Raw genomic sequence first — 21,284 nt, forward strand, 5'->3', positions numbered from 1 at the left:
ATCACGCCTCGGCGTCGAGCGCCTCGCTCTCCAGGAAACCGCCGGACTGGCGCTGCCACAGCCGGGCGTAGAGGCCGTTGGCGCGGATCAGCTCGGCGTGGGTGCCCTGCTCGACGATGTGCCCCTGCTCCATCACCACCAGCCGGTCCATGGCGGCGATGGTGGAGAGGCGGTGGGCGATGGCGATCACCGTCTTGCCCTGCATCAGCCGGTCCAGATTCTCCTGAATGGCAGCCTCGACGTCGGAGTCCAGCGCCGAGGTCGCCTCGTCGAGAATCAGGATCGGCGCGTCCTTGAGCATCACCCGGGCGATCGCCAGACGCTGGCGCTGGCCGCCGGAGAGTTTGACCCCGCGCTCGCCGACATGCGCATCGAAGCCCGTGCGCCCCTGGATATCGCTCAGCCCCTCGATGAACTCGGCCACGTGGGCTTCGCGGGCGGCGCGCCAGGCCATCTCGTCACTGGCGTCCGGGCGGCCGTAGAGCAGGTTGTCGCGCACCGAGCGATGCAGCAGCGAGGTATCCTGGGTGACCATGCCGATCTTGGCGCGCAGACTCTCCTGGGTGACCGTGGCGATGTCCTGGCCATCGATGCGGATGGCCCCATCCTCCAGCTCGTAGAAGCGCAGCAGCAGGTTGACCAGGGTCGACTTGCCCGCGCCGGAGGGGCCGATCAGGCCGATCTTCTCGCCCGGGCGGATGGTCAGCGCCAGATCGTCGATCACACCGCTGCCCTTGCCGTAGTGGAAGCGAATATGGTCGAACACGATTTCGCCGCGAGAGACCTCGAGCGGGGTGGCGTCGTCGCGATCCTCGATCTGATGCGGCAGTGACAGCGTCGACATGCCGTCCTGCACCGTGCCGATGTTCTCGAACAGCGCCGAGACCTCCCACATGATCCACTGCGACATGCCCCACAGACGCATCACCAGGCCCAGCGCCACGGCGACCGCGCCCACGCTCACCGCCTCGTCGAGCCACAGCGACAGCGACAGCCAGCCGACGCTGAACAGCAGCAGCGCATTGAGCAGATAGAGCAGCCCGTAGAGACCGGTGACCAGGCGCATCTGGCGGTAGACCGTGACCAGGAAGCCGGCCATGCCTTCACGCGCGAAAGCCGCCTCGCGGCTGGCGTGGGAGAACAGCTTGACCGTCTGGATATTGCTGTAGCTGTCGACGATGCGCCCGGTCATGCGCGAGCGGGCGTCGGCCTGGGACTCCGACACCCGGCCCATGACTGGCACGAACACCCGCAGCAGCACCAGATAGCCGGCCAGCCACACCACCAGCGGTATGGCCAGACGCCAGTCGGCGCTGCCCACCAGCAACAGCGTGCCCAGGAAGTAGACGCTGACGTAGTTGAGCACGTCGAACAGCTTGATCACGCACTCGCGCACGGCCAATGACGTCTGCATCACCTTGGTCGCGATGCGTCCGGCGAACTCGTCCTGATAGAAGCCCATCGACTGGCGCAGCAGATAGCGGTGCGCCTGCCAGCGGATACGCATGGGATAGTTGCCCATCATCGTCTGCTGCTGGAACAGCGAGTGCAGCCATACCATCCCCGGCAGCGCCACCAGCACCACCAGCGCCATGCCGGCGAGCTTCCAGCCCTGGTCGGCGAGGAAGGTGGCGCGATTCTGGTCGGCGAGCCAGTCGACGATATTGCCGAGGAAGCCGAACATCCACACCTCGACGCCGGCGATCAGCGCCATCAGCGTGGTCGCCGCCAGCAGGTAGGGCCAGGCCCCACGGGTATAGTGCAGGCAGAAGGCGATCAGGGTATCCGGCGGGCGCTGCGGCTCCGCCGACGGGAAGGGGTCGAGACGTTTTTCGAACCATTGGAACATGGCAAACCTGCAATCACTGAGGAAGAGCGTGGCGGTACCGGCGACGCGTGGCGCTGGCCGGTGGAAGCCTGAGCTCATTGTACGTCGGTGTCGTCGCGAGTACCGCCGTCGGTGCTTGCCGCGGCGGACGTTTTCCGCCAGCGTAAGACCTCGAGTATGGTTGAGGTAAAGCCCAATGGAGAGTTCCAACACCCGGCCCCGCCGGCTCGCCGCGACCAAGCAGGCGCTCAGCGTGGGCGATGTCGCCCGGCGCTGCGGCGTGGCGGTCTCGACGCTGCATTTCTACGAGACCAAGGGCTTGATCCATAGCTGGCGCAACGCCGGCAATCAGCGCCGCTATACCCGCGACGTGCTGCGCCGGGTCGCGGTGATCAAGATCGCCCAGCGCACCGGGGTGCCGCTGGCGGAGATCCAGCAGGCGCTGGCCACGCTGCCCGATTCGCGCACGCCGACGGCGGCGGATTGGCGGCGCTTGTCCGAGCGCTGGCGAGCGGCCCTGGACGAGCGCATCACTCAGCTCACTTTGCTGCGCGACCAGCTCGATGGCTGTATCGGCTGCGGCTGTCTGTCTCTGGCGCAGTGCCCGCTACGCAACCCCGGTGACGTGCTCGGCGGCGACGGCGAAGGCGCGCAGCGGCTGGGCTCGGATCATGTCTCGAACGGCAGCACCGCGTTATAGATGGCGAGGAAGTGGCAGACGCTGCCGCCGATCACGAACAGGTGCCAGATGGCGTGGTGGAAGGGGATTGCGCGCAGGGCGTAGAACAGCACGCCGACCGTGTAGGTGATGCCGCCGGCGACCAGCAGCGCGAGGCCGGTGGGGGATAGCTGCGTGGTCAGGCTGTCAGAGGCGATCACGATCAGCCAGCCCATGATCAGGTAGATGAACACGCGCAGCAGGTTGAAGCGCTGCGGCCAGATCAGGCGCAGGGCGATGCCGCCCAGAGCCAGCCCCCAGATCACGCCGAACAGCGCCCAGCCCATGGGCCCGCGCAGGTTGACCAGCAAAAAGGGGGTGTAGGTGCCGGCGATGAGCAGATAGATGGCGCAGTGATCGAAGGCCTGGAAGGCGCGCTTCAGGCGCTGGCTGCGAAAGCCGTGATAGAGCGTCGAGGCGGTGTAGAGCGCCAGCAGGCAGCTGCCGTAGAGCGAGACGCTGACGATCTTCCACGGGTCGACCTCGGCGGCGATGCTGGCCAGCACGATCAGCACGATCATGCCGGCGAGACTCAGCGCGGCGCCGATGCCGTGGCTGATGCTGTGCAGCCACTCCTCCAGCCGGGTGTACTCTTCCTCCTCTGCGGGTTGGGACGGCGAGGCGTGCTCGGGGTGTGATGTCGGATATCGAGAAGACGTGAGAGGGCGCGAAGCGGAATCGGGCATGACGGCTGAGCCTCCTGCGGGATGCGTGGCAGGATCGTGAGCATAGACGTGGGTTGGACCCGCACGCCGGGACGACGTTCAGTCTCCCGAGTCATGATGACGCAACGATGACGCCGCCGGAAGGCCCGGCGGCGCCGGGTCAGGCATCGCGCTCGATGTCGACGTCGCTGGCGGGGGTGAAGTCGTCGAGCGCCATCATGTGGCCGAGCTTGCCGACCTTGGTGGTCAGGTAGTGCTCGTTGAAGGGGTTGCGCCCGGTGGTGATCGCGAGACGCTCGTCAATACGCACGCCATCGCGGCTGAGCGCCTCGACCTTGCGCGGATTGTTGGTCATCAGGCGCAGCGCGGAGATGCCGAGGTGGTCGAGCATGGGCACGCAGATATCGTAGCGGCGCTGGTCGGCGCCGAAGCCGAGGCGCTCGTTGGCCTCCACGGTGTCGGCGCCGGTGTCCTGCAGGGCATAGGCGCGGATCTTGTTGAGCAGGCCGATGCCGCGCCCCTCCTGGCGCAGGTAGAGCAGTGCACCGCGCCCCTCGTCGGCGATGCGCTTGAGCGCTTCCTGCAGCTGGTAGCCGCAGTCGCAGCGCATCGAGAACAGGGCATCGCCGGTCAGGCACTCGGAGTGGACGCGAGCCAGCACCGGCTCCGGCGTGGTGACATCGCCGAGCGTGAGCACCACGTGCTCCTTGCCGGTGGACTCTTCCTGGAAGCCGTGCAGCGTGAAGGTCGCCCAGGGTGTGGGCAGCTGCGATGCGGCGATGAAACGGATCGACACGTTGACCTCGCGAAACGGGCCCTGCGGGTAAGGCGCGGGCTCACCCCTAGGACGTTGAGGGGCGGCATTATATCAGGCTTGCGCGTGTATCCGTTACACTGCAGGCAAATCTCCCGTGCGAAGAGCGCTATGACACTGCAAAACGATCGCCTGCTGCGGGCCCTGGCTCGCCAACCGGTGGACCGCACGCCGGTCTGGATGATGCGTCAGGCCGGCCGCTATCTGCCGGAGTACCGCGCCACCCGCGCCGATGCCGGCAGCTTCATGGACCTGTGCCGCAACGCCGACCTGGCCTGCGAGGTGACGCTGCAGCCGCTGGCGCGCTACCCGCTCGATGCCGCGATCCTGTTCTCCGATATTCTCACCATCCCCGACGCCATGGGGCTGGGGCTCTATTTCGAGACCGGCGAGGGGCCCAAGTTCCGCCATCCGGTGCGCACCGCTGCCGAGGTCGCGGCGCTCAGCGCGCCGGATGCCGAGCACGATCTCGACTACGTGATGAATGCGGTGCGCACCATCCGCCGCGAGCTCGATGGCCGGGTGCCGCTGATCGGCTTCTCCGGCAGCCCCTGGACCCTGGCGACCTACATGGTCGAGGGCGGGTCGAGCAAGGATTTCCGCCATATCAAGGCGATGCTCTACGGCGACCCGCAGACGCTGCACACCCTGCTGGGCCTGCTCGCCACCGCGGTGACCGACTACCTCAATGCCCAGATCCGTGCTGGCGCCCAGGTGGTGCAGATCTTCGACACCTGGGGTGGGGCGCTGTCGACCCCGGCCTATGAGGCGTTCTCGCTGGCCTACATGCGGCGCATCGTGGGTGGGCTGATCCGCGAGCACGACGGCCGCCGGGTGCCGGTGATCCTGTTCACCAAGAACGGCGGGCAGTGGCTGGAGTCGATCGCCGACAGCGGCTGCGATGCCGTCGGTCTCGACTGGACCACCGAGCTGGGCGATGCGCGGCGGCGGGTCGGCGAGCGCGTGGCGCTGCAGGGCAATCTCGACCCCAACGTGCTGTTCGCGCCGCCCGAGCGGATCGGTGCCGAGGTCGAGCGGGTGCTGGCCAGCTACGGTCATGGCCCAGGCCACGTCTTCAACCTGGGTCACGGTATCAGCCAGTTCACCAATCCCGATCACGTCACGGCCTTCTTCGACGCCTTGCATGCCGCGAGCCCGGCCTATCACCGCTGAAGCAGGCGCCCGCGGCATCGACGGCCTGCTGCTGTTCGATGCCGACTGCCCGTTCTGCCGACGTGCGGTGCGCTGGCTGCTGGCGCATGAGCGTGATGCGGGTGCGACGCTGGCGCTGAGCGGTCTCGATAGCGCGCTGGGGCAGTGCGTGGCGCGCCACTTGGGCCGCGAGCTCGCGCGCTGCGATACGATCCGTTATGTCACCGGCGGTGAGCTTTACGAGGAGAGCGAGGCGCTGTGGCGGCTGGGATGCCGGCTGCGAGCAGGCTGGCGGCTACTGGCGTGGCTGCGCTGGGTGCCGGCGCCGCTGCGCAACGCCGTCTACCGCGGTATCGGACGCTACCGTCGGCGTCTGGCACCGGATAACGACGCGCGACTTGAGGATGACCCACGCTGGCGCGAACGTCTCGATGCCGGCCTCTGCACATGTCTGGGATTGCCGACGACGCTGGCCGAGGGGGCGCGATGACTCGGCCAGCGAACGGGCGTCGGCTCGCGACGTGGCGGGCCCTGGCGGCACTGGCCGCGCTGATCTGGGCCGGCGCGGTGGCCTGGGGCAGCCTGACGCCGGCGGCCGAGATGCCCTCGCACCTGCCGTGGGACAAGTTCAACCACCTGCTCGGCTACGCCGGTTTGACCCTGTGGCTGGGCCTGGCCAGCCGGCGCTGGTGGTGGTCGGCGCTGGCGGCGCTGGCCTACGGAATTCTCATCGAGTATCTGCAGTTGGGGGTGCCCGGCCGCGCCGGCGGTGACTGGGCCGATATCCTGGCCAATACGTTGGGCGCGCTGGCGGTGGGCCTGGGTGCGACCTGGCTCGCCCGGCGGCGCGCTGGCGCGGCCTGAACCGGGGGGCCGCGGCGCTGCGATCTTTCACCTGCTCACTCGCCCGTACACTTACCCATCCGTCCGTACACTTATCCATCCGTTCGTGCGCTCGCTCTCGCCTTTGTCTTCCCGAGTCCGGCGTGCGTTTTTCCTGCGCGCCGTGTCGTCCTGCACGCTTCGCCTTTTCCCGTCCACGCTTTGCGCGTCCATGCTTTGTCGCGACGGGGCCGACCGCCGACGCTATGGCCGACGATCATCGGCTTCCCACGAGTCGATCGTTTTTTCCTTATCCATTGGTGGCATCGTCTTCGCCACCGGTGGCTCGATTCAACGCTAGCGCCATGGTGCGGCGCCTCCTTTTGGTGCGCGGCGGTATCTCACGCACGCTTTTGAAACAGAATGTTGCCCGTGTTTTCGCAGTTTGCGCCACGTGGTGAGTGCAGGTGGAGATCGTAAGCCTCCTAGGCGAGCGTTGAATCCAGGATTTTCAGGCGCTAGCGCGAAAGTGGAACGGACTTTGCTAATTTCATCTGGGCATGCTTCGACATGCACTCAAATGACAACGCAAGGGAGTGGATTCCACCATGCGCCACAAGAACAAAAGCCTGTCTCTTCTCTCCGCCGCTGCACTGACTGCCCTGGCGGCGTCGCAGGCTCAGGCTGCCACCCTGGACAACGTGAAAAGCAACGGCGAGTTCAAGTGCGGTGTCAGCACCGGGCTCACCGGTTTCTCCTCCCCCGACGAGAACGGCAAGTGGACCGGCATCGATGTCGAAGTGTGCCGTGCCATCGCCGCCGCCGTGCTGGGCGACCCGACCAAGGTGGTGTTCGCGCCGCTGACCGCTAAGGAGCGTTTCACCGCGTTGCAGTCCGGCGAGATCGATGTGCTCTCGCGCAATACCACCTGGACCGCGACCCGTGACAACTCGCTGGGCCTCAACTTCACCGGGGTCAACTTCTACGACGGCCAGGGCTTCCTGGTGCGCAAGGACCTCGGCATCAAGAGCGCCAAGGAGCTGGATGGGGCCTCGATCTGCGTGCAGTCCGGCACCACCACCGAACTCAACATGGCCGACTACTTCAAGGCCAACGACATGCAGTTCCAGCAGGTCGCTTTCGATACCTCCGACCAGACCGCCCAGGGCTTCGACAGCGGCCGCTGTGACGTGCTCACCTCCGACTCCTCGCAGCTGGCGGCGCTGCGCCTGCAGCTCGCCGACCCCTCCAGCGTGGAGATTCTGCCCGAGCGTATCTCCAAGGAGCCGCTGGGCCCGGTAGTGCGCCAGGGCGACGATCAGTGGTTCGATATCGTGAAGTGGACGCTGTTCGCGATGCTCGACGCCGAGGAGCTGGGGGTAACCAGCCAGAACGTCGATCAGATGCGCGACAACCCGCCCAACCCGGATGTCGCCCGCCTGCTGGGCAAGGATGGCAACTTCGGCGAGCAGATGGGCATCGGTAACGACTGGGCCTACAACATCGTCAAGATGGTGGGCAACTACGGCGAGATGTTCGATCGCACCGTGGGCAAGGACTCGCCGATGGGTCTCGAGCGTGGCATCAACGCGCTGTGGAACCAGGGCGGTATCCAGTACGCGCCGCCGGTTCGCTGAGTGCGTGAAGCCGCCCGCCGCGCGTGCCCGATAGGGCGCTTGCGGCGGGCGGCCAGCAGACGTTTCCCGACGTCGTCTCCCGGCCTGTGCGCCGGGAGCCGTTGCCGCTCACCGCTCGAGTAGAGACCCGACTTCTCATGCTGCGTCCATCCACCTCGCTACCTCGCCGAGGGCAGGGGCCGCTGTGGCGGAATCCCACCATTCGTGCGCTGATCGTCCAGGCCGTGCTGTTTCTGATCCTGGCGCTCTTCATCGGTTATCTTATCCACAACACCTTGAACAACCTCGAAGCCCGCGGTATCCAGACCGGCTTCGGCTTCCTCGAGGGGCGTGCCGGCTTCTCGATTCCGCAGTCACTGATCGACTACACCAGCGACTCCAGTTATGGCACCACCTTCGTCGTCGGCCTGCTCAACACCCTGCTGGTCTCCGCCCTGGGCATCGTCGCGGCGACCCTGATCGGTTTCGCGGTGGGCATCGCCCGGCTGTCGTCCAACTGGCTGCTGGCGCGTCTGGCCACCATCTACGTCGAGATCTTCCGCAATATCCCGCTGCTGGTGCAGATCCTGTTCTGGTACTACGCCGTGCTGCGGGCACTGCCCTCGCCGCGGGAGAGCCTGTCGCTGTTCGATCTGTTCTTCTTCAACGTGCGTGGGGTGGTGATGCCCGACCCGCAGCCGCTGGCGGGGTTTTCCGCCACGCTCTGGGCGCTGCTGATCGCGGTGGTCGCCACGCTGCTCTTCGCGCGCTTCGCCAAGCGGCGTCAGGCGGCCACCGGCCAGGCGCTGCCGGTCTACTGGATCGGGGCGGCGATCGTCATCGGCGTGCCGCTGATCGTGTTCGTGGCCAGCGGCTCACCGCTGGCGTGGACGCTCCCCGAACTCCGCGGTTTCAACTTCCGCGGTGGGATCAATATCCTGCCCGAACTGGTGGCGCTGTGGCTGGCGCTGTCGATCTACACCGCGGCGTTCATCGCCGAGATCGTGCGCTCCGGCATCCTCTCGGTCTCCCACGGCCAGACCGAAGCGGCGCGCTCGCTGAGCCTGCCCGGCGCCATCACCCTGCGCAAGATCGTGATTCCGCAGGCGATGCGGGTGATCGTGCCGCAGATGACCAGCCAGTATCTCAACCTGATCAAGAACTCGTCGCTGGCCACGGCGATCGGCTATCCCGATCTGGTGGCGGTGTTTGCCGGCACCACGCTCAACCAGACCGGGCAGGCGATCGAGATCATCGCCATGACCATGGCGGTCTATCTGGTCATCAGTCTGACGGTGTCGTTTCTGATGAACCTCTACAACGCCCGCACCCTGCTGAAGGAGCGATGAGATGCGTGAATCGACATTTCGCACTCAGATGATCGAGGCGCGCGAGGCCCCGGATCAGCGCCGCGGGATCAGCGGCTGGCTGCGCGCCAATCTGTTCAATGGGCCGCTCAACAGCGTGGTCTCGGTGGCGGTGATCGGCCTGCTGGCGTGGATTCTGTGGCCGTTTCTGAAGTGGGCGGTGGTCGATGCCAACTTCCTCGGCTCGACCCGTGAGGACTGTACCGGCAGCGGCGCCTGCTGGGTGTTCATCTCGGCCCGCTTCGAGTCGATCATCTACGGCTTCTATCCGGCCGCCGAGCGCTGGCGGGTAGACATCGTGTTCGCGCTGATGGCGGTGCTGGTGGCGTGGCTGGCGATCCCGCGGCTGCCCAAGAAGCGTCTGGTCGGGCTGTTCACGCTGGTCGGCTTCCCGATCATCGCCTGGTTTTTGCTGCTGGGCGGTCACTTCGGCCTGCCCGAGGTGCCCACCCGTGCCTGGGGCGGCCTGATGCTGACCCTGACCGTGGCCACGGTGGGTATCGTCGGGTCGCTGCCGCTGGGGGTGATCCTGGCCCTGGGGCGGCGCTCCAAGATGCCGTTCGTCAAGAGCGTGTGCGTCATCTTCATCGAGTTCTGGCGCGGCGTGCCGCTGATCACGGTGCTGTTCATGGCCTCGGTGATGCTGCCGCTGTTCGTGCCCGGCAACGTCGAGTTCGACAAGCTGCTGCGGGCGCTGATCGGCATCATGTTCTTCTGGAGCGCCTACATGGCCGAGGTGGTGCGCGGCGGGCTGCAGGCGATCGGCAAGGGGCAGAACGAGGCCGGGCAGGCGCTCGGCCTGGGCTACTGGCAGCGCATGGGGCTGATCATCCTGCCGCAGGCGCTGAAACTGGTGATCCCGGGGATCGTCAACACCTTCATTGCGCTGTTCAAGGACACTTCGCTGGTGCTGATCATCGGGCTGTTCGATTTGCTGGCGATCATCCGTGCCGGGCTCACCGACTCCAACTGGCTGGGCTTCTCCACCGAGGGCTATGTGTTCGCGGCGCTGGTGTTCTGGATCTTCTGTTTCAGCATGTCGCGCTACAGCCAGTACATCGAGCGGCGCCTCAATACCAGCTATCGGCGTTGAACCCGCCAGTGGCCAGCGCCTGAAACATGACGCCCCCGGGCTGGCGAGTGCCGCTCGGGGTATGGGCGAGACAATGACAATGAAGGCAGGAATCAAGCCATGAGTGAAGCGCAAGCGGTCGCGGGCTCGGCCTCCAGCGATGAGCCGATGATCCAGATCGAGCATCTCAACAAGTGGTATGGCAGCTTCCACGTGCTGCGCGACATCGACCTGACCGTGGCCCGGGGCGAGCGCATCGTCATCTGTGGCCCATCGGGGTCGGGCAAGTCGACCATGATCCGCTGTATCAACCATCTCGAGGAGCACCAGCAGGGCTCGATCGTGGTCAACGGCATCCCCATGAACCATGACATCAAGCGGATCGAGCAGATCCGACGCAATGTCGGCATGGTGTTCCAGCACTTCAACCTGTTCCCGCACCTGACGGTGCTGGAGAACTGCTGCCTGGCGCAGATCTGGGTGCAGAAGAAACCCCGCGCGGAAGCCGAGAAGACCGCTATGGAGTACCTGGAACGGGTGCAGATCGCCAACCAGGCGAAGAAGTACCCGGGCCAGCTCTCCGGCGGCCAGCAGCAGCGCGTGGCGATCGCCCGTGCACTGTGCATGCGCCCGGAGGTGATGCTGTTCGACGAGCCCACCTCGGCGCTCGACCCGGAGATGATCAAGGAGGTGCTCGATGTCATGATCGAGCTCGCCCACGAGGGCATGACCATGCTCTGCGTGACCCATGAGATGGGCTTCGCCAAGACCGTGGCCGACCGGGTGATCTTCATGGACCAGGGCCAGATCATCGAGGAGGCGCCACCGGAGACCTTCTTCAACAATCCGCGCTCGGAGCGTACGCAGCTGTTCCTGAGCCAGATCCTGGGGCACTGACATGGGTATCGACAAGCGCATGGTCGCCGGTGCGCCGCAGCCGATCGCGCCCTTCTCCCACGCCTGCCGGGTGGGGGATCTGGTGTTCATCACCGGGCAGATGCCGACGGTGCCGGAGACCAACGAGATGCTCCTGGGCACCTTCACCGAACAGACCCACCGCGTGATGCAGAACCTGGCGATCGTGCTGGAGGCGGTGGGCAGCGGCTTCGAACACGTGGTCCAGAGCCGGGTCTTCATCACCAACATGGGCCACTTCGACGAGGTCAACGGCGTCTACGCCAGCTACTTCGAGGCACCGCTGCCGACGCGCACCTGCATCGGGGTCACCGGGCTGGCCGGGGGCGCCGACGTCGAGGTCGACATGATCGCCTGGGTCCCGCCGGCCACCGGCTGACGCGAGCGGCAGACGAGCCCCGGCGGAGGTCAGCGAGGCCTCCGGCGCGGGCTCGCGCGCGCGTTTCGGCGGCGCCGGAGGCGGCGTTTTCAGCCGGCGTAAAGTTCGTTATCGGAAGGCCGATGATAGTCGAGTCAACCTTCTCAACGGACCCTCTCAACGGACTTAGCATGCTGAAATCCTTCAAGATTCGTATCATGGCCGGCTGCCTGGCGATGATCCTGGTCGCGCTCGCGGCCACCGGCGGCATCAGCTACTGGCTGGTCAGCCGCCATCAGCAGTCGGTCAATCAGGATCTGCTCGAATCGGTGGCCAAGGGGCACCGCGATGCGATTGCCGCCTGGGCCGCATCGAAGCGCAAGATGATCGAGGCGGTGGCACCGGCAGTCGGTAGCGACACGCTGATCCCCGCGCTGCAGCAGACCGCCAGCGCCGGCGGTTTCAGTCAGGTCTATCTGGGCACGCCGGACAAGCGCCTGATCACCAACGACGGCTGGGAGCCGCCGGTGGACTACGATCCGACCCAGCGCCCCTGGTATCGCGGCGCGGTGGCGGCAGGGCAGACCACCGCCAGCGACCCCTATCTCGATCTGGTGACGAACAAGCTGGTGGTGGCCTTCGCCACGCCGATCCAGCGTGATGGCAAGCTGCTGGGCGTGGCCGGTGCCGACGTGCCCCTCGACGAGGTGCAGGAGAACGTGCTCTCGATCCAGCCCACGCCCAAGAGCTTCGCCTTCCTCGCCGACACCGACGGCACCATCGTCGCCTACCGCGATGCCGATCTGAGCCTGAAGCCGGCGAGTGCGATCGCCGCCGATCTCGATGCCGCCAAGCTCGCGGCGGTGGCCCAGAGCCCGCTGCCGACGCCGAGCGTGATCGACGGCCGCGGGGTGCTGCTCTACGCGGTGGCGGTGCCGGGTACCGACTGGCGTCTGGTGATCGCGTTGGATTGCGCCGAGGCCAATGCCGGCACCAGCAGCCTGTTCAAGACCACCCTGGTGTCGCTGCTGGTGGCGGCGCTGATCGTTTCACTGCTGCTGTGGCTGCTGGTGTCGCCGGGCTTTCGCCGGCTCGAGGCGGCACGCGACGCCATGGCCGATATCGCCGACGGCGACGGTGACCTGAGCCGCCGCCTGGCGATCGACGGGCGCGACGAGATCGCCCAGATCGCCATGGCGTTCAACGCCTTCGCCGGCAAGATTTCCGAGGTGCTGGGCCAGGTCAATGTCACCAGCCAGGCGGTGCGCCAGGCCTCCGAGGAGATCGCCCGTGCCAGCCAGGATCTGTCGCGTCAGACCGAGACTGCGGCCAGCCATCTGCAGGAGACCTCCAGCGCCATGGAGCAGATTTCCGGCACGGTGGAGAACACCGCCACTGCCGCCAGCGAGACCGACCAGCTGGCCCGCGATGCCAGCGAGCGCGCAGCGCGCGGCGGTGAGGTGGTGGGGCGTGCGGTGGAGACCATCGAGGCGCTCAACGGGCGCACCGAGCAGATCGCCGATATCGTCCGCCTGATCGAGGAGATCGCCTTTCAGACCAATCTGCTTGCGCTCAACGCTTCGGTGGAAGCGGCGCGCGCCGGCGAGCAGGGGCGCGGCTTTGCGGTGGTTGCCGGCGAGGTGCGCCAGCTGGCGAGCCGCTCGGCCAACGCCGCCGACGAGATCAAGGCGCTGATCGGCACCTCGGTGGCGCAGACCCGTGAGGGCACCGAGCTGATGCGCTCCGCCGGTGACAGCATGAGTGCGATCGTCGATGCCATCTCGCGGGTGGCGGCGACGCTCTCGGAGATCAACGTCGCCGCCCAGGAGCAGAGCCAGGGGGTGGGGCAGGTCAATCAGGCGGTGGGCGAGCTCGACCAGATGACCCAGCAGAATGCGGCCATGGTGGCCCAGTCCACGGCTGCCGCCGAACAGCTCCACGACCAGGCGACCCAGCTGGCGGCGATCGTCGGCGGCTTCAAGCTCGACGCCGACGACGCGCGGCCGGCGCTCAGCCACGCTTGAGCGTAGCGCCATTCTCGACCACGCTTAGAGCGTGCTATCCACGGCCATGCCCACGCTACGGGCATGGCCCATCCACGGAAAAGGAGAATGGCTCATGGACAAGGTCTACGTGGTGGTCGCCGATGCCGCGCGTGCGCGTATCTTCGCCCGCGAGGCGCGGGTCATGCGTGAGATCGAGACGCTGACGCATCCGGAATCGCAACTGCATACCGGTGATCTGCGCACCGGCGGCAGGGGCGAGTCGACCTCGGGGCCGAGCCGGCGTCAGACCGGCAACGAGGACGCCACTTCCGAGAAGCAGGCGATGTTCTTCGCCAAGGAAGTGGCCGGCTACCTGCGCGACGCGCGTACCCAGGGCAAGGCCGACGAGCTGATTCTGATCGCCGCGCCGCAGTTCCTGGGCCAACTGCGCGACAAGCTCGACAAGCCCACCCTCGAGATGGTCACCCAGTCCATCGACAAGGATCTCTCCAAGGCCAGCGAGGCGGATATCGCCGCACAGCTCGGCTGGCATTGAGACCCGCCAACGTCTTCGGCCTTGAACATCCCGGATCGTGACGATACGCGGATGGCACTCTGCCATCCGCGTTTTTGTTGTCTGCCTCCTGGTGGCGGTCACGTCACGCAAGCCCGCTACCCGTCTGCCGAGATCACGGCACCGGCGGCAGATCGATCTCGTCGCTGCGCCGGGCGTCGGCGGTCATCTCGCGACATAGCCTGAGAAACTCGCGCATCGCCGTGGTGAGGTACTTGTGGCGATGCCAGATGAAGGCGAAGCTGCGCGTCAGGTCGAGCTCCGGGGTCGCGATGGGCACCAGACTGCCGCGCCGGAAGGCGTCGCGCAGCGCCAGCCGGGAGACGCAGCCAATCCCCAGCCCCGACTCCACCGCGCGCTTGATCCCTTCGGTGTGCTCCAGCTCCAGCAGAATGTCGAAGCGGCCACGCCGGTGGCGCATGGCGTGCTCCAGGGTGCGCCGGGTGCCCGAACCCACCTCACGCATGATCCACGACTCGCGCAGCAGGCGCTCGATATCGGCGCTGCCCTCGGCGGCCAGCGGGTGGCGAGGCGAGCAGAACACGGTCAGATCGTCGTCGATCCATGGCTGAATGACGATGTCGTCGTGCTGGCAGTCGCCCTCGATCAGCCCCAGATCGAGTTCGTGCAGCGCGATCCGTTCGACGATCGAGGCGGTGTTGCGTACCTGCAGCCGCACCCGGCTCTCGGGATAGCGCTGCATGAAGTCGCTGATCAGCAGGGTGGCCAGATAGTTGCCGATGGTCAGCGTGGCGCCGACCTCCAGCGAGCCGATGCCGCGCTGGCCCTTGAGCAGCTCTTCGATCTCCTCGCCGCGGTCGAGCAGCGCCACTGCCTTGGGCAGCAGCTGGAAGCCCAGGGCGTTGAGCTTGAGCCGCTTGCCGATACGATCGAGCAGCTGGCAGTCGAACTGGCGCTCCAGCTCGGCCAGTGCCGCGCTGGTTGCCGACTGCGACAGCGCCAGGGTCTCGGCCGCGCGCGAGACGCTCTGATGCTGGGCGATGGCGACGAACACCTCGAGCTGACGCAGGGTGTAGCGCATGGCCGACTCCTATATCGACAGGATCGATAAACCTTATCCAGATAATCCACTTAACAGAATAGCATTCGCTTCTTATAGTTTCGGCATCTACTCGGATCAGTCATTTATTCTTTTTCGATCTGATCTTTTTCCGATCCGTTCAAAGGAGCCTGGCATGAGCAAGTTCGCGCTGGAAGAAGTCCTCAGCGTCCATCACTGGAACGACACCCTGTTCAGCTTCCGCACCACCCGCGATCGCGGGCTGCGGTTCAAGAACGGCCAGTTCGTGATGATCGGTCTGGAAGTGGAAGGCAAGCCGCTGGTGCGCGCCTACTCCATCGCCAGCCCCAACTACGAGGACCACCTCGAGTTCTTCAGCATTAAGGTGCCCGACGGCCCGCTCACCTCGCGCCTGCAGCACCTGCAGGTCGGCGACCAGATCATGGTCAGCCGCAAGCCCACCGGCACGCTGGTGTGCGATGATCTGCTGCCGGGGCGCAACCTCTACATGCTCTCGACCGGCACCGGCCTGGCACCGTTCATGAGCCTGATCCAAGACCCGGAGGTCTACGAGCGCTTCGAGAAGGTGGTGCTGATCCACGGCGTGCGTCAGGTGAGCGAGCTCGCCTACGCCGACTTCATCGGCAAGGAGCTGCCGGCGCACGAGTATCTGGGCGAGGAGATCAGCGAGAAGCTGGTCTACTACCCCACCGTGACCCGTGAGGATTTCCACACCACCGGGCGTCTGACCGACCATATCCGCAGCGGCAAGCTGTTCGAGGATACCGGCCTGCCGCCGCTGGACCCCAAGCAGGATCGCGCCATGATCTGCGGCAGCCCGGCCATGCTCGACGAGACCAGCGACCTGCTCGATGAGCTGGGCTTCTCCATCTCGCCGCGTATGGGCGAGCCGGGGGATTACGTGATCGAGCGCGCCTTCGTCGAGAAGTGATCTCTCCCCGGGCGTGACCGCCCGGGGAGCCCGGACTTGTGTGAAGAAACGCAAAAAAGCCCTCGTCGACGCGGTGTCGACGAGGGCTTTTTCGCGCAGGCGGGGTGAGCGCTTGCGCCTTACACCGCGTCCTTGCCGGTCTCACCGGTACGGATACGGATCACCTGCTCCAGCGGCGAGACGAAGATCTTGCCGTCGCCGATCTTGCCGGTATTGGCGACCTTGGTGATGGCGTCGATCACCTGGTCGCTCATGCTGTCGTCCACGGCCACTTCCAGCTTGATCTTGGGCAGGAAGTCGACCACGTATTCGGCACCACGGTAGAGCTCGGTGTGGCCCTTCTGACGCCCGAAGCCCTTGACCTCGGTGACGGTGACGCCCTGCACGCCGATCTCTGACAGGGACTCTCGCACGTCGTCCAGCTTGAAGGGTTTGATGATGGCGGTGACCAGTTTCATGGGGAAATTCTCCTCGCGTGCGTGGCGCTCTTCTGAACGGATCGTCTCGTCGCGGTGTGCGGACGAGGCCTGTGCGAAATGGGTGTAGCTCCAGGTCTTGGCCCAGCCTTGGCCCGCGGCCCTGGCCTAGCGCCTCTGACGACTGCCCGGCGACTCTCTAGCTCGAACGAACACCGTAACCGGTGGGCTCTATCTTAAACATACACCGCGATGGGCGGGAATGAAAAAAGGCCCCCCGAAGGGGGCCAGGGGAGCACGCCAGCTCACTCGGTGAATCGGCTCACTTCTTGCCGACGTTGAATTCAGGATAGGCCTCCATACCGCACTCGGCGATATCGACACCTTCGTACTCTTCTTCTTCGGAGACGCGCAGGCCCATGACCGCCTTGAGGATGCCCCAGACCACCAGACTGGCGATGAACACCCAGGCGAAGATCGAGGCGATACCCAGCAGCTGCGCGCCGAAAGAGGCATCGGTGTTGGAGAACGGCACCGCGATCAGGCCCCAGATGCCGACCACGCCGTGCACCGAGATAGCGCCGACCGGATCATCGATCTTGAGCTTGTCGAGGCTCACGATGGCGAACACTACCAGCAGGCCACCGACCGCACCGATCAGCGTCGCACCTAGCGCGGTGGGAGCCAGCGGCTCGGCAGTGATCGCGACCAGGCCGGCCAGGGCACCGTTGAGGGCCATCGTCAGGTCGGCCTTGCGGAACCACAGCTTGGCCAGGATGATCGCGGCGATCACGCCACCGGCAGCGGCGGCATTGGTGTTGACGAACACCTGGGCGACCGCGTTGGCTTCATCGACGTTGGAGACCATCAGCTCGGAGCCGCCGTTGAAGCCGAACCAGCCCAGCCACAGAATGAAGGTACCCAGCGTGGCCAGCGGCAGGTTGGCGCCCGGAATGGCGTAGATGGCGCCGTTCTTGCCGTACTTGCCCTTGCGCGCACCCAGCAGCAGCACGCCGGCCAGCGCGGCGGTGGCGCCGCACAGGTGGACCACACCGGAGCCGGCGAAATCCTGGAAACCGGCGGCGTCGAGGAAGCCACCGCCCCATTTCCAGTAGCCCTGAACCGGGTAGATGAAGCCGGTCATCACCACCGCGAAGGCCATGAACGCCCACAGCTTCATGCGCTCGGCCACGGCGCCGGAGACGATCGACATGGCGGTAGCGACGAACACCACCTGGAAGAAGAAGTCGGAGCGGGCCGAGTAGTAGACGTCGCCGCCGCTGCTCATGACGTCACTGACGCTGTGCTCGGCGCCGATCAGGAAGCCCAGGCTGGGGATGACGCCGCCGCTCTCGCTGGAGTACATGATGTGGTAGCCGACCAGCAGGTACATGGTACAGGCGATGGCGTAGAGGACGACGTTCTTGGTCAGGATCTCGGTGGTGTTCTTGGCGCGCACCAGGCCCGCCTCGAGCATGGCGAAACCGGCCGCCATCCACATCACCAGGGCGCCGGTCACCAGGAAATAGAAGGTGTCGAGCGCATAGGATAGTTGTACGACTTGATCGTTCATTCTGTGTGTCTCCTCTTTCCGCGCCGTTTTAGACGGCGTCGGCCCCGCGTTCCCCGGTGCGAATCCGGATGACGTCTTCGAGTGGCGTGACGAACAGCTTGCCGTCACCGATCTTGCCGCTGTTGGCGGCTTCGCGGATGGCGTCCAGGACCCCGTCGACGCGGTCGTCCTCGACGGCGACCTCGATCTTCACCTTGGGCAGGAAGTCGACGACATATTCCGCGCCGCGATAGAGTTCGGTGTGGCCTTTCTGACGGCCGAAGCCCTTCACTTCGGTGACGGTGATGCCCTGGACGCCGTTGTCGGCCAGCGCCTCGCGCACGTCATCGAGCTTGAAGGGTTTGATGATGGCGGTGATGAGCTTCATCCCTTGTCTCCCGTAGTCGGCTTGCGCCTGAAGCGACCACGCAGAAGCCATGCCACCCGCTAATAACGTCTTTACAATCATTCACTTAATTCGTGCCTTCCGGCCGGGAGCGCGGGGCATGTCGAACATGCGCGCGGCTAGCCGCACCAAATTGATGCGTGTGTGACATGCCGTTGCACTGAGAAGGCGCGCCGGCGGATCGTGTCGCCGGCAGGCATCTGGCGCGGGCGCCAGTGGCGCAGTTTGCGTATGCTGAAGGGCAGTCACGAATCAGGAGATCACACCATGTCGACACACGACCGTTTCGAGCGTCTGGCCAAGCAGATCGGCGACAAGCTGCAGGGCGCCTCCCAGGCCCCGGGCGACATCCAGCGCAATGTTCAGGGGGTGCTGCGCGGCGCCATGGAGCGCATGGATATCGTCTCGCGCGAAGACTTCGACATCATGATGGACGTGCTCACCCGTACCCGGGAGCGGGTCGAGGCGCTGGAAGCCCAGGTGGCGGCGCTCGAGAACGCCCTGCACAGCGAACGCGCCTCCCAGCCCGACGCGACGCTGGCCGAGGACGACACCGACGGCAGCCGCGATGGCGTACAGCCCTGAGCGGGGGGATGGACAGCCCTGAGCGGGGGGGATGGACAGCCCTGAGCGGGGTGATGAATAGCCCTCTGATTGGAGTCTTGACGCACCTGCGCTAAAGGGTCAGGCGGTAAAGGCGATAACAGGATAATCGGCCCCTTATCCTGTTTGGGCCGGCGGTGACGAGCCGCCGGCCCGCCTGTGTCCCGGGCATCGGCCGGGACGCGCCGTCACGGAGGCGACATGACCCTAGCCATCGTGCGCACGCGCGCCAGCCTCGGGCTGGAGGCGCCGCAAGTGCTGATCGAAGTGCACCTCAGCAACGGCCTGCCGGGGGTGACCCTGGTGGGGCTGCCGGAGACCGCCGTGCGCGAGAGCCGGGAGCGGGTGCGCAGCGCGCTGCTCACCGCCGGTTTCGAGTTCCCCACCCGGCGTATCACCCTCAATCTGGCGCCCGCCGACCTGCCCAAGGATGGCGGCCGCTTCGACCTGCCGATCGCCCTGGGCATCCTGATGGCCTCCGGTCAGATACCGGTGGAGGCGGCCCAGCAGCTCGAAGTGGTCGGCGAACTGGCGCTGGATGGCACGCTGCGCCCGGTCACGGGTGTACTGCCGACGGCGCTGGCCGCACGGGCCGCCGGGCGGGGGCTGATCGTGCCCGCGGCCAATGCCGATGAGGCGGCCCTGGCCGAGGGGGGCGAGGTGTTCGCGGCGGGGCATTTGCTGGCGGTGGTGGGGCATCTGCTGGGCCGTGAGCGGCTCGCGGCGCACCAACTTGGGACACCGCCGCGCGCCGAGATGGTTCAGCCCGACATGGCCGACGTCAAAGGTCAGCACCAGGCGCGCCGGGCGCTGGAAGTGGCCGCAGCCGGCGGGCACAACCTGCTGCTGGCGGGTCCGCCGGGTACCGGCAAGACCATGCTGGCGAGCCGCCTGGCCAGCATCCTGCCGCCGCTGAGCAGTGACGAGGCGCTGGAGGTGGCGGCGGTGCGCTCGGTGTGCGGGCTCTCGATCATGGACCGCTGGGGCCAGCGCCCGTTTCGCAACCCGCACCATACCTCGAGCAGCGTGGCGCTGGTGGGCGGTGGCTCCAAGCCCCGCCCTGGGGAAATCTCGCTGGCGCACCACGGCGTGCTGTTCCTGGACGAGCTGCCCGAGTTCGACCGCCATGTGCTGGAGGTGCTGCGCGAACCGCTGGAATCGGCCCAGATCCTGATCTCGCGGGCCAATCACCAGCGCCGTTTTCCGGCCCGCTTCCAACTGGTGGCGGCGATGAACCCGTGCCCCTGTGGCCACCTTGGCGATCCGCGCCAGCGCTGCCACTGCAGTCCGGCGCAGATCCAGCGCTATCAGTCGCGCCTCTCCGGGCCGCTGCTCGATCGTATCGATCTGCAGGTGGAAGTCCCGGCGCTGCCGGCTACCCAGTTGTCCGATCAGACCCCGGGCGAGTCCTCGGCCAGCGTGCGTCAGCGGGTGCTGGCGGCGCGCGAGCGTCAGCGCGCCCGCGGCTGGCTCAACGCCCAGCTGCCCGGCCCGGAGCTGGAAGCCGCCTGTGCCCTCAGCGTGGCCGAGCGCGAGTGGTTCGCCGGCGTGCTGGATCGGCTCAAGCTCTCGGCCCGCGCCTACCACCGGGTGCTGCGGGTCGCCCTGACCCTGACCGATCTGGGCGAGGAGCCACGGGTCGGGCGAGCCCAACTGATGGAAGCGATCGGCTATCGCCAGCTCGACCGGCTGCTCAATGCCGGCGATCCGCTGCGGGGCTGAGGGTGGGGCGTGAGCCGAAGTCCCCTTGTCGCCAAGCGTTCATCGCCTCGGTGGTAAACTGCCTCCTCCCTACGCTTGAGAGAGCAAGACGATGACTTTCGGTATCTGGCTCACCTTTCTGCTGGCGGCTTGTCTGGTGAGCCTGTCTCCCGGCGCCGGTGCCATCAATACCATGAACAGCGGCATGACCCACGGGGTTCGCGCCACTCTGCCCACCATTCTAGGGCTGCAGCTGGGCTATGCGATCCAGATCCTGGTGGTGGCGGTCGGTCTGGGGGCGCTGCTGGCCTCCTCGACCACCGCTTTCCTGGTGATCAAGTGGATCGGGGTCGCCTATCTGGTGTGGCTGGGCATCCAGAAGTGGCGCACGAGCGGGGCGGTCGCCATCCAGGGTCGCGCAGAGAGCGCCCCGCACCGGCAGTTCTGGCAGGCCGCGCTGGTCAACCTGACCAACCCCAAGGCGACGGTATTTCTGGTCGCCCTGTTTCCGCAATTCATCGCCATGGGCGAGCCGGCGGCGTCCCATGTCGGCCAGTTGCTGGTGATGGGTGTCACCCTGCTGGGCGTCGATGTCCTCGTCATGGGCGGCTATGCGGTGCTGGCCAGCCAGTTCAAGGCCTTCATCACCTCGGCCTCGCGCATGCGCATCGTCAACCGTGTCTTTGGCTCGTTCTTTATCCTGGCGGCTGGGGTGCTGGCGCTCTATCGTCGTGCCTGAGGCCCTGT

22 protein-coding genes are annotated in these 21,284 nt (G+C 66.2%); 15 read left to right on the forward strand and 7 right to left on the reverse strand.

Going from position 1 to position 21,284, the window contains the following annotated elements:
* Nucleotide 1: 1 nt before the first annotated feature.
* Nucleotides 2-1,849 (reverse strand): ABC transporter ATP-binding protein, encoded by a 1,848-nt coding sequence (locus tag QO259_RS19525; RefSeq protein WP_285951268.1) that lies wholly within the window; start codon nucleotides 1,847-1,849, stop codon nucleotides 2-4.
* 175 nt (nucleotides 1,850-2,024) lie between these two features.
* On the opposite strand from QO259_RS19525, the gene soxR reads away from it, so the two are divergent.
* The gene (gene soxR, locus QO259_RS19530) at nucleotides 2,025-2,528 is read left to right on the forward strand and encodes a redox-sensitive transcriptional activator SoxR (protein WP_285951269.1); all 504 of its coding nucleotides are present in this window, start codon (nucleotides 2,025-2,027) and stop codon (nucleotides 2,526-2,528) included.
* Here the strand turns inward: soxR and trhA are convergent.
* Both trhA and ribA read right to left on the reverse strand, forming a co-directional pair.
* Complete coding sequence (gene trhA / locus QO259_RS19535; RefSeq protein WP_285951270.1) at nucleotides 2,498-3,232, reverse strand: PAQR family membrane homeostasis protein TrhA; 735 nt, start codon at nucleotides 3,230-3,232, stop codon at nucleotides 2,498-2,500. The genes soxR and trhA overlap by 31 nt on opposite strands.
* Before the next feature lie 139 nt (nucleotides 3,233-3,371).
* Nucleotides 3,372-4,007, reverse strand: coding sequence for a GTP cyclohydrolase II (gene ribA / locus QO259_RS19540; protein WP_035476335.1), 636 nt, complete (start codon nucleotides 4,005-4,007; stop codon nucleotides 3,372-3,374).
* Nucleotides 4,008-4,136: 129 nt separating this feature from the next.
* Between ribA and hemE the strand changes: the two genes are divergently transcribed.
* The 10 genes from hemE to QO259_RS19590 all read left to right on the forward strand — a co-directional run bounded on the left by hemE (nucleotide 4,137) and on the right by QO259_RS19590 (nucleotide 13,868).
* Nucleotides 4,137-5,198 carry a uroporphyrinogen decarboxylase gene (gene hemE / locus QO259_RS19545; protein WP_207036342.1) on the forward strand — a complete coding sequence of 354 codons (1,062 nt, stop codon included), beginning with the start codon at nucleotides 4,137-4,139 and terminating at the stop codon, nucleotides 5,196-5,198.
* Complete coding sequence (locus tag QO259_RS19550; protein ID WP_285951271.1) at nucleotides 5,170-5,667, forward strand: thiol-disulfide oxidoreductase DCC family protein; 498 nt, start codon at nucleotides 5,170-5,172, stop codon at nucleotides 5,665-5,667. The genes hemE and QO259_RS19550 overlap by 29 nt, the downstream gene beginning before the upstream one ends.
* Nucleotides 5,664-6,041, forward strand: a complete 378-nt coding sequence (locus QO259_RS19555) for a VanZ family protein (RefSeq protein WP_285951272.1) — start codon at nucleotides 5,664-5,666, stop codon at nucleotides 6,039-6,041. The genes QO259_RS19550 and QO259_RS19555 overlap by 4 nt, the downstream gene beginning before the upstream one ends.
* A 566-nt stretch (nucleotides 6,042-6,607) precedes the next feature.
* A complete protein-coding gene (locus QO259_RS19560; protein ID WP_106418880.1) occupies nucleotides 6,608-7,636 on the forward strand; it encodes an amino acid ABC transporter substrate-binding protein in 1,029 nt (342 codons plus the stop codon).
* 137 nt (nucleotides 7,637-7,773) lie between these two features.
* Nucleotides 7,774-8,964 carry an amino acid ABC transporter permease gene (locus QO259_RS19565; protein ID WP_285951273.1) on the forward strand — a complete coding sequence of 397 codons (1,191 nt, stop codon included), beginning with the start codon at nucleotides 7,774-7,776 and terminating at the stop codon, nucleotides 8,962-8,964.
* A 1-nt stretch (nucleotide 8,965) separates the two neighbouring features.
* Nucleotides 8,966-10,075, forward strand: a complete 1,110-nt coding sequence (locus QO259_RS19570; protein ID WP_051896484.1) for an amino acid ABC transporter permease — start codon at nucleotides 8,966-8,968, stop codon at nucleotides 10,073-10,075.
* A gap of 147 nt (nucleotides 10,076-10,222) precedes the next feature.
* The gene (locus QO259_RS19575; RefSeq protein WP_502949157.1) at nucleotides 10,223-10,951 is read left to right on the forward strand and encodes an amino acid ABC transporter ATP-binding protein; all 729 of its coding nucleotides are present in this window, start codon (nucleotides 10,223-10,225) and stop codon (nucleotides 10,949-10,951) included.
* Between the two features lies 1 nt (nucleotide 10,952).
* Nucleotides 10,953-11,348: a RidA family protein gene (locus QO259_RS19580; protein WP_285951275.1), complete on the forward strand. Its 396-nt coding sequence runs from the start codon at nucleotides 10,953-10,955 to the stop codon at nucleotides 11,346-11,348.
* Between the two features lie 170 nt (nucleotides 11,349-11,518).
* The gene (locus tag QO259_RS19585; RefSeq protein WP_285951276.1) at nucleotides 11,519-13,351 is read left to right on the forward strand and encodes a methyl-accepting chemotaxis protein; all 1,833 of its coding nucleotides are present in this window, start codon (nucleotides 11,519-11,521) and stop codon (nucleotides 13,349-13,351) included.
* Between the two features lie 94 nt (nucleotides 13,352-13,445).
* Nucleotides 13,446-13,868 carry a baeRF12 domain-containing protein gene (locus QO259_RS19590; RefSeq protein WP_285951277.1) on the forward strand — a complete coding sequence of 141 codons (423 nt, stop codon included), beginning with the start codon at nucleotides 13,446-13,448 and terminating at the stop codon, nucleotides 13,866-13,868.
* A 133-nt stretch (nucleotides 13,869-14,001) separates the two neighbouring features.
* Here the strand turns inward: QO259_RS19590 and QO259_RS19595 are convergent, their stop codons facing one another.
* Nucleotides 14,002-14,928 (reverse strand): LysR family transcriptional regulator, encoded by a 927-nt coding sequence (locus QO259_RS19595; protein ID WP_035476357.1) that lies wholly within the window; start codon nucleotides 14,926-14,928, stop codon nucleotides 14,002-14,004.
* Nucleotides 14,929-15,082: 154 nt separating this feature from the next.
* Between QO259_RS19595 and QO259_RS19600 the strand changes: the two genes are divergently transcribed.
* Nucleotides 15,083-15,859: a ferredoxin--NADP reductase gene (locus QO259_RS19600; RefSeq protein WP_035476359.1), complete on the forward strand. Its 777-nt coding sequence runs from the start codon at nucleotides 15,083-15,085 to the stop codon at nucleotides 15,857-15,859.
* A 119-nt stretch (nucleotides 15,860-15,978) separates the two neighbouring features.
* Here the strand turns inward: QO259_RS19600 and glnK are convergent, their stop codons facing one another.
* The 3 genes from glnK to QO259_RS19615 all read right to left on the reverse strand — a co-directional run bounded on the left by glnK (nucleotide 15,979) and on the right by QO259_RS19615 (nucleotide 18,215).
* Complete coding sequence (gene glnK, locus QO259_RS19605) at nucleotides 15,979-16,317, reverse strand: P-II family nitrogen regulator (protein ID WP_035476361.1); 339 nt, start codon at nucleotides 16,315-16,317, stop codon at nucleotides 15,979-15,981.
* A gap of 280 nt (nucleotides 16,318-16,597) precedes the next feature.
* Nucleotides 16,598-17,848 carry an ammonium transporter AmtB gene (locus QO259_RS19610; RefSeq protein ID WP_207036327.1) on the reverse strand — a complete coding sequence of 417 codons (1,251 nt, stop codon included), beginning with the start codon at nucleotides 17,846-17,848 and terminating at the stop codon, nucleotides 16,598-16,600.
* A gap of 28 nt (nucleotides 17,849-17,876) precedes the next feature.
* Complete coding sequence (locus QO259_RS19615) at nucleotides 17,877-18,215, reverse strand: P-II family nitrogen regulator (protein ID WP_035476366.1); 339 nt, start codon at nucleotides 18,213-18,215, stop codon at nucleotides 17,877-17,879.
* A gap of 285 nt (nucleotides 18,216-18,500) precedes the next feature.
* On the opposite strand from QO259_RS19615, the gene QO259_RS19620 reads away from it, so the two are divergent.
* From QO259_RS19620 to rhtB, 3 genes are all read left to right on the forward strand, one after another.
* Entirely contained in the window at nucleotides 18,501-18,818 is a 318-nt protein-coding gene (locus QO259_RS19620; RefSeq protein ID WP_035476369.1) for an accessory factor UbiK family protein, read from the forward strand.
* Nucleotides 18,819-19,037: 219 nt separating this feature from the next.
* Nucleotides 19,038-20,558 (forward strand): YifB family Mg chelatase-like AAA ATPase, encoded by a 1,521-nt coding sequence (locus QO259_RS19625; RefSeq protein ID WP_285951278.1) that lies wholly within the window; start codon nucleotides 19,038-19,040, stop codon nucleotides 20,556-20,558.
* A gap of 91 nt (nucleotides 20,559-20,649) precedes the next feature.
* Nucleotides 20,650-21,276, forward strand: coding sequence for a homoserine/homoserine lactone efflux protein (rhtB, locus tag QO259_RS19630; protein ID WP_285951279.1), 627 nt, complete (start codon nucleotides 20,650-20,652; stop codon nucleotides 21,274-21,276).
* Nucleotides 21,277-21,284 lie beyond the last annotated feature (8 nt).

Source organism: Salinicola sp. JS01 (assembly GCF_030284585.1).
GTDB lineage: Bacteria > Pseudomonadota > Gammaproteobacteria > Pseudomonadales > Halomonadaceae > Salinicola.

Coding starts and splice junctions, on each gene's coding strand:
- trhA (WP_285951270.1), bottom strand. CDS start 3,232: ATGCCCGATTCCGCTTCGCGCCCTCTCACGTCTTCTCGATATCCGACA.
- glnK (WP_035476361.1), bottom strand. CDS start 16,317: ATGAAACTGGTCACCGCCATCATCAAACCCTTCAAGCTGGACGACGTG.
- QO259_RS19625 (WP_285951278.1), top strand. CDS start 19,038: ATGACCCTAGCCATCGTGCGCACGCGCGCCAGCCTCGGGCTGGAGGCG.
- QO259_RS19550 (WP_285951271.1), top strand. CDS start 5,170: ATGCCGCGAGCCCGGCCTATCACCGCTGAAGCAGGCGCCCGCGGCATC.
- QO259_RS19610 (WP_207036327.1), bottom strand. CDS start 17,848: ATGAACGATCAAGTCGTACAACTATCCTATGCGCTCGACACCTTCTAT.
- soxR (WP_285951269.1), top strand. CDS start 2,025: ATGGAGAGTTCCAACACCCGGCCCCGCCGGCTCGCCGCGACCAAGCAG.
- QO259_RS19560 (WP_106418880.1), top strand. CDS start 6,608: ATGCGCCACAAGAACAAAAGCCTGTCTCTTCTCTCCGCCGCTGCACTG.
- QO259_RS19600 (WP_035476359.1), top strand. CDS start 15,083: ATGAGCAAGTTCGCGCTGGAAGAAGTCCTCAGCGTCCATCACTGGAAC.
- QO259_RS19525 (WP_285951268.1), bottom strand. CDS start 1,849: ATGTTCCAATGGTTCGAAAAACGTCTCGACCCCTTCCCGTCGGCGGAG.
- QO259_RS19620 (WP_035476369.1), top strand. CDS start 18,501: ATGTCGACACACGACCGTTTCGAGCGTCTGGCCAAGCAGATCGGCGAC.
- QO259_RS19555 (WP_285951272.1), top strand. CDS start 5,664: ATGACTCGGCCAGCGAACGGGCGTCGGCTCGCGACGTGGCGGGCCCTG.
- QO259_RS19585 (WP_285951276.1), top strand. CDS start 11,519: ATGCTGAAATCCTTCAAGATTCGTATCATGGCCGGCTGCCTGGCGATG.
- QO259_RS19590 (WP_285951277.1), top strand. CDS start 13,446: ATGGACAAGGTCTACGTGGTGGTCGCCGATGCCGCGCGTGCGCGTATC.
- hemE (WP_207036342.1), top strand. CDS start 4,137: ATGACACTGCAAAACGATCGCCTGCTGCGGGCCCTGGCTCGCCAACCG.
- QO259_RS19575 (WP_502949157.1), top strand. CDS start 10,223: ATGATCCAGATCGAGCATCTCAACAAGTGGTATGGCAGCTTCCACGTG.
- rhtB (WP_285951279.1), top strand. CDS start 20,650: ATGACTTTCGGTATCTGGCTCACCTTTCTGCTGGCGGCTTGTCTGGTG.
- QO259_RS19615 (WP_035476366.1), bottom strand. CDS start 18,215: ATGAAGCTCATCACCGCCATCATCAAACCCTTCAAGCTCGATGACGTG.
- QO259_RS19565 (WP_285951273.1), top strand. CDS start 7,774: ATGCTGCGTCCATCCACCTCGCTACCTCGCCGAGGGCAGGGGCCGCTG.
- QO259_RS19595 (WP_035476357.1), bottom strand. CDS start 14,928: ATGCGCTACACCCTGCGTCAGCTCGAGGTGTTCGTCGCCATCGCCCAG.
- QO259_RS19570 (WP_051896484.1), top strand. CDS start 8,966: ATGCGTGAATCGACATTTCGCACTCAGATGATCGAGGCGCGCGAGGCC.
- QO259_RS19580 (WP_285951275.1), top strand. CDS start 10,953: ATGGGTATCGACAAGCGCATGGTCGCCGGTGCGCCGCAGCCGATCGCG.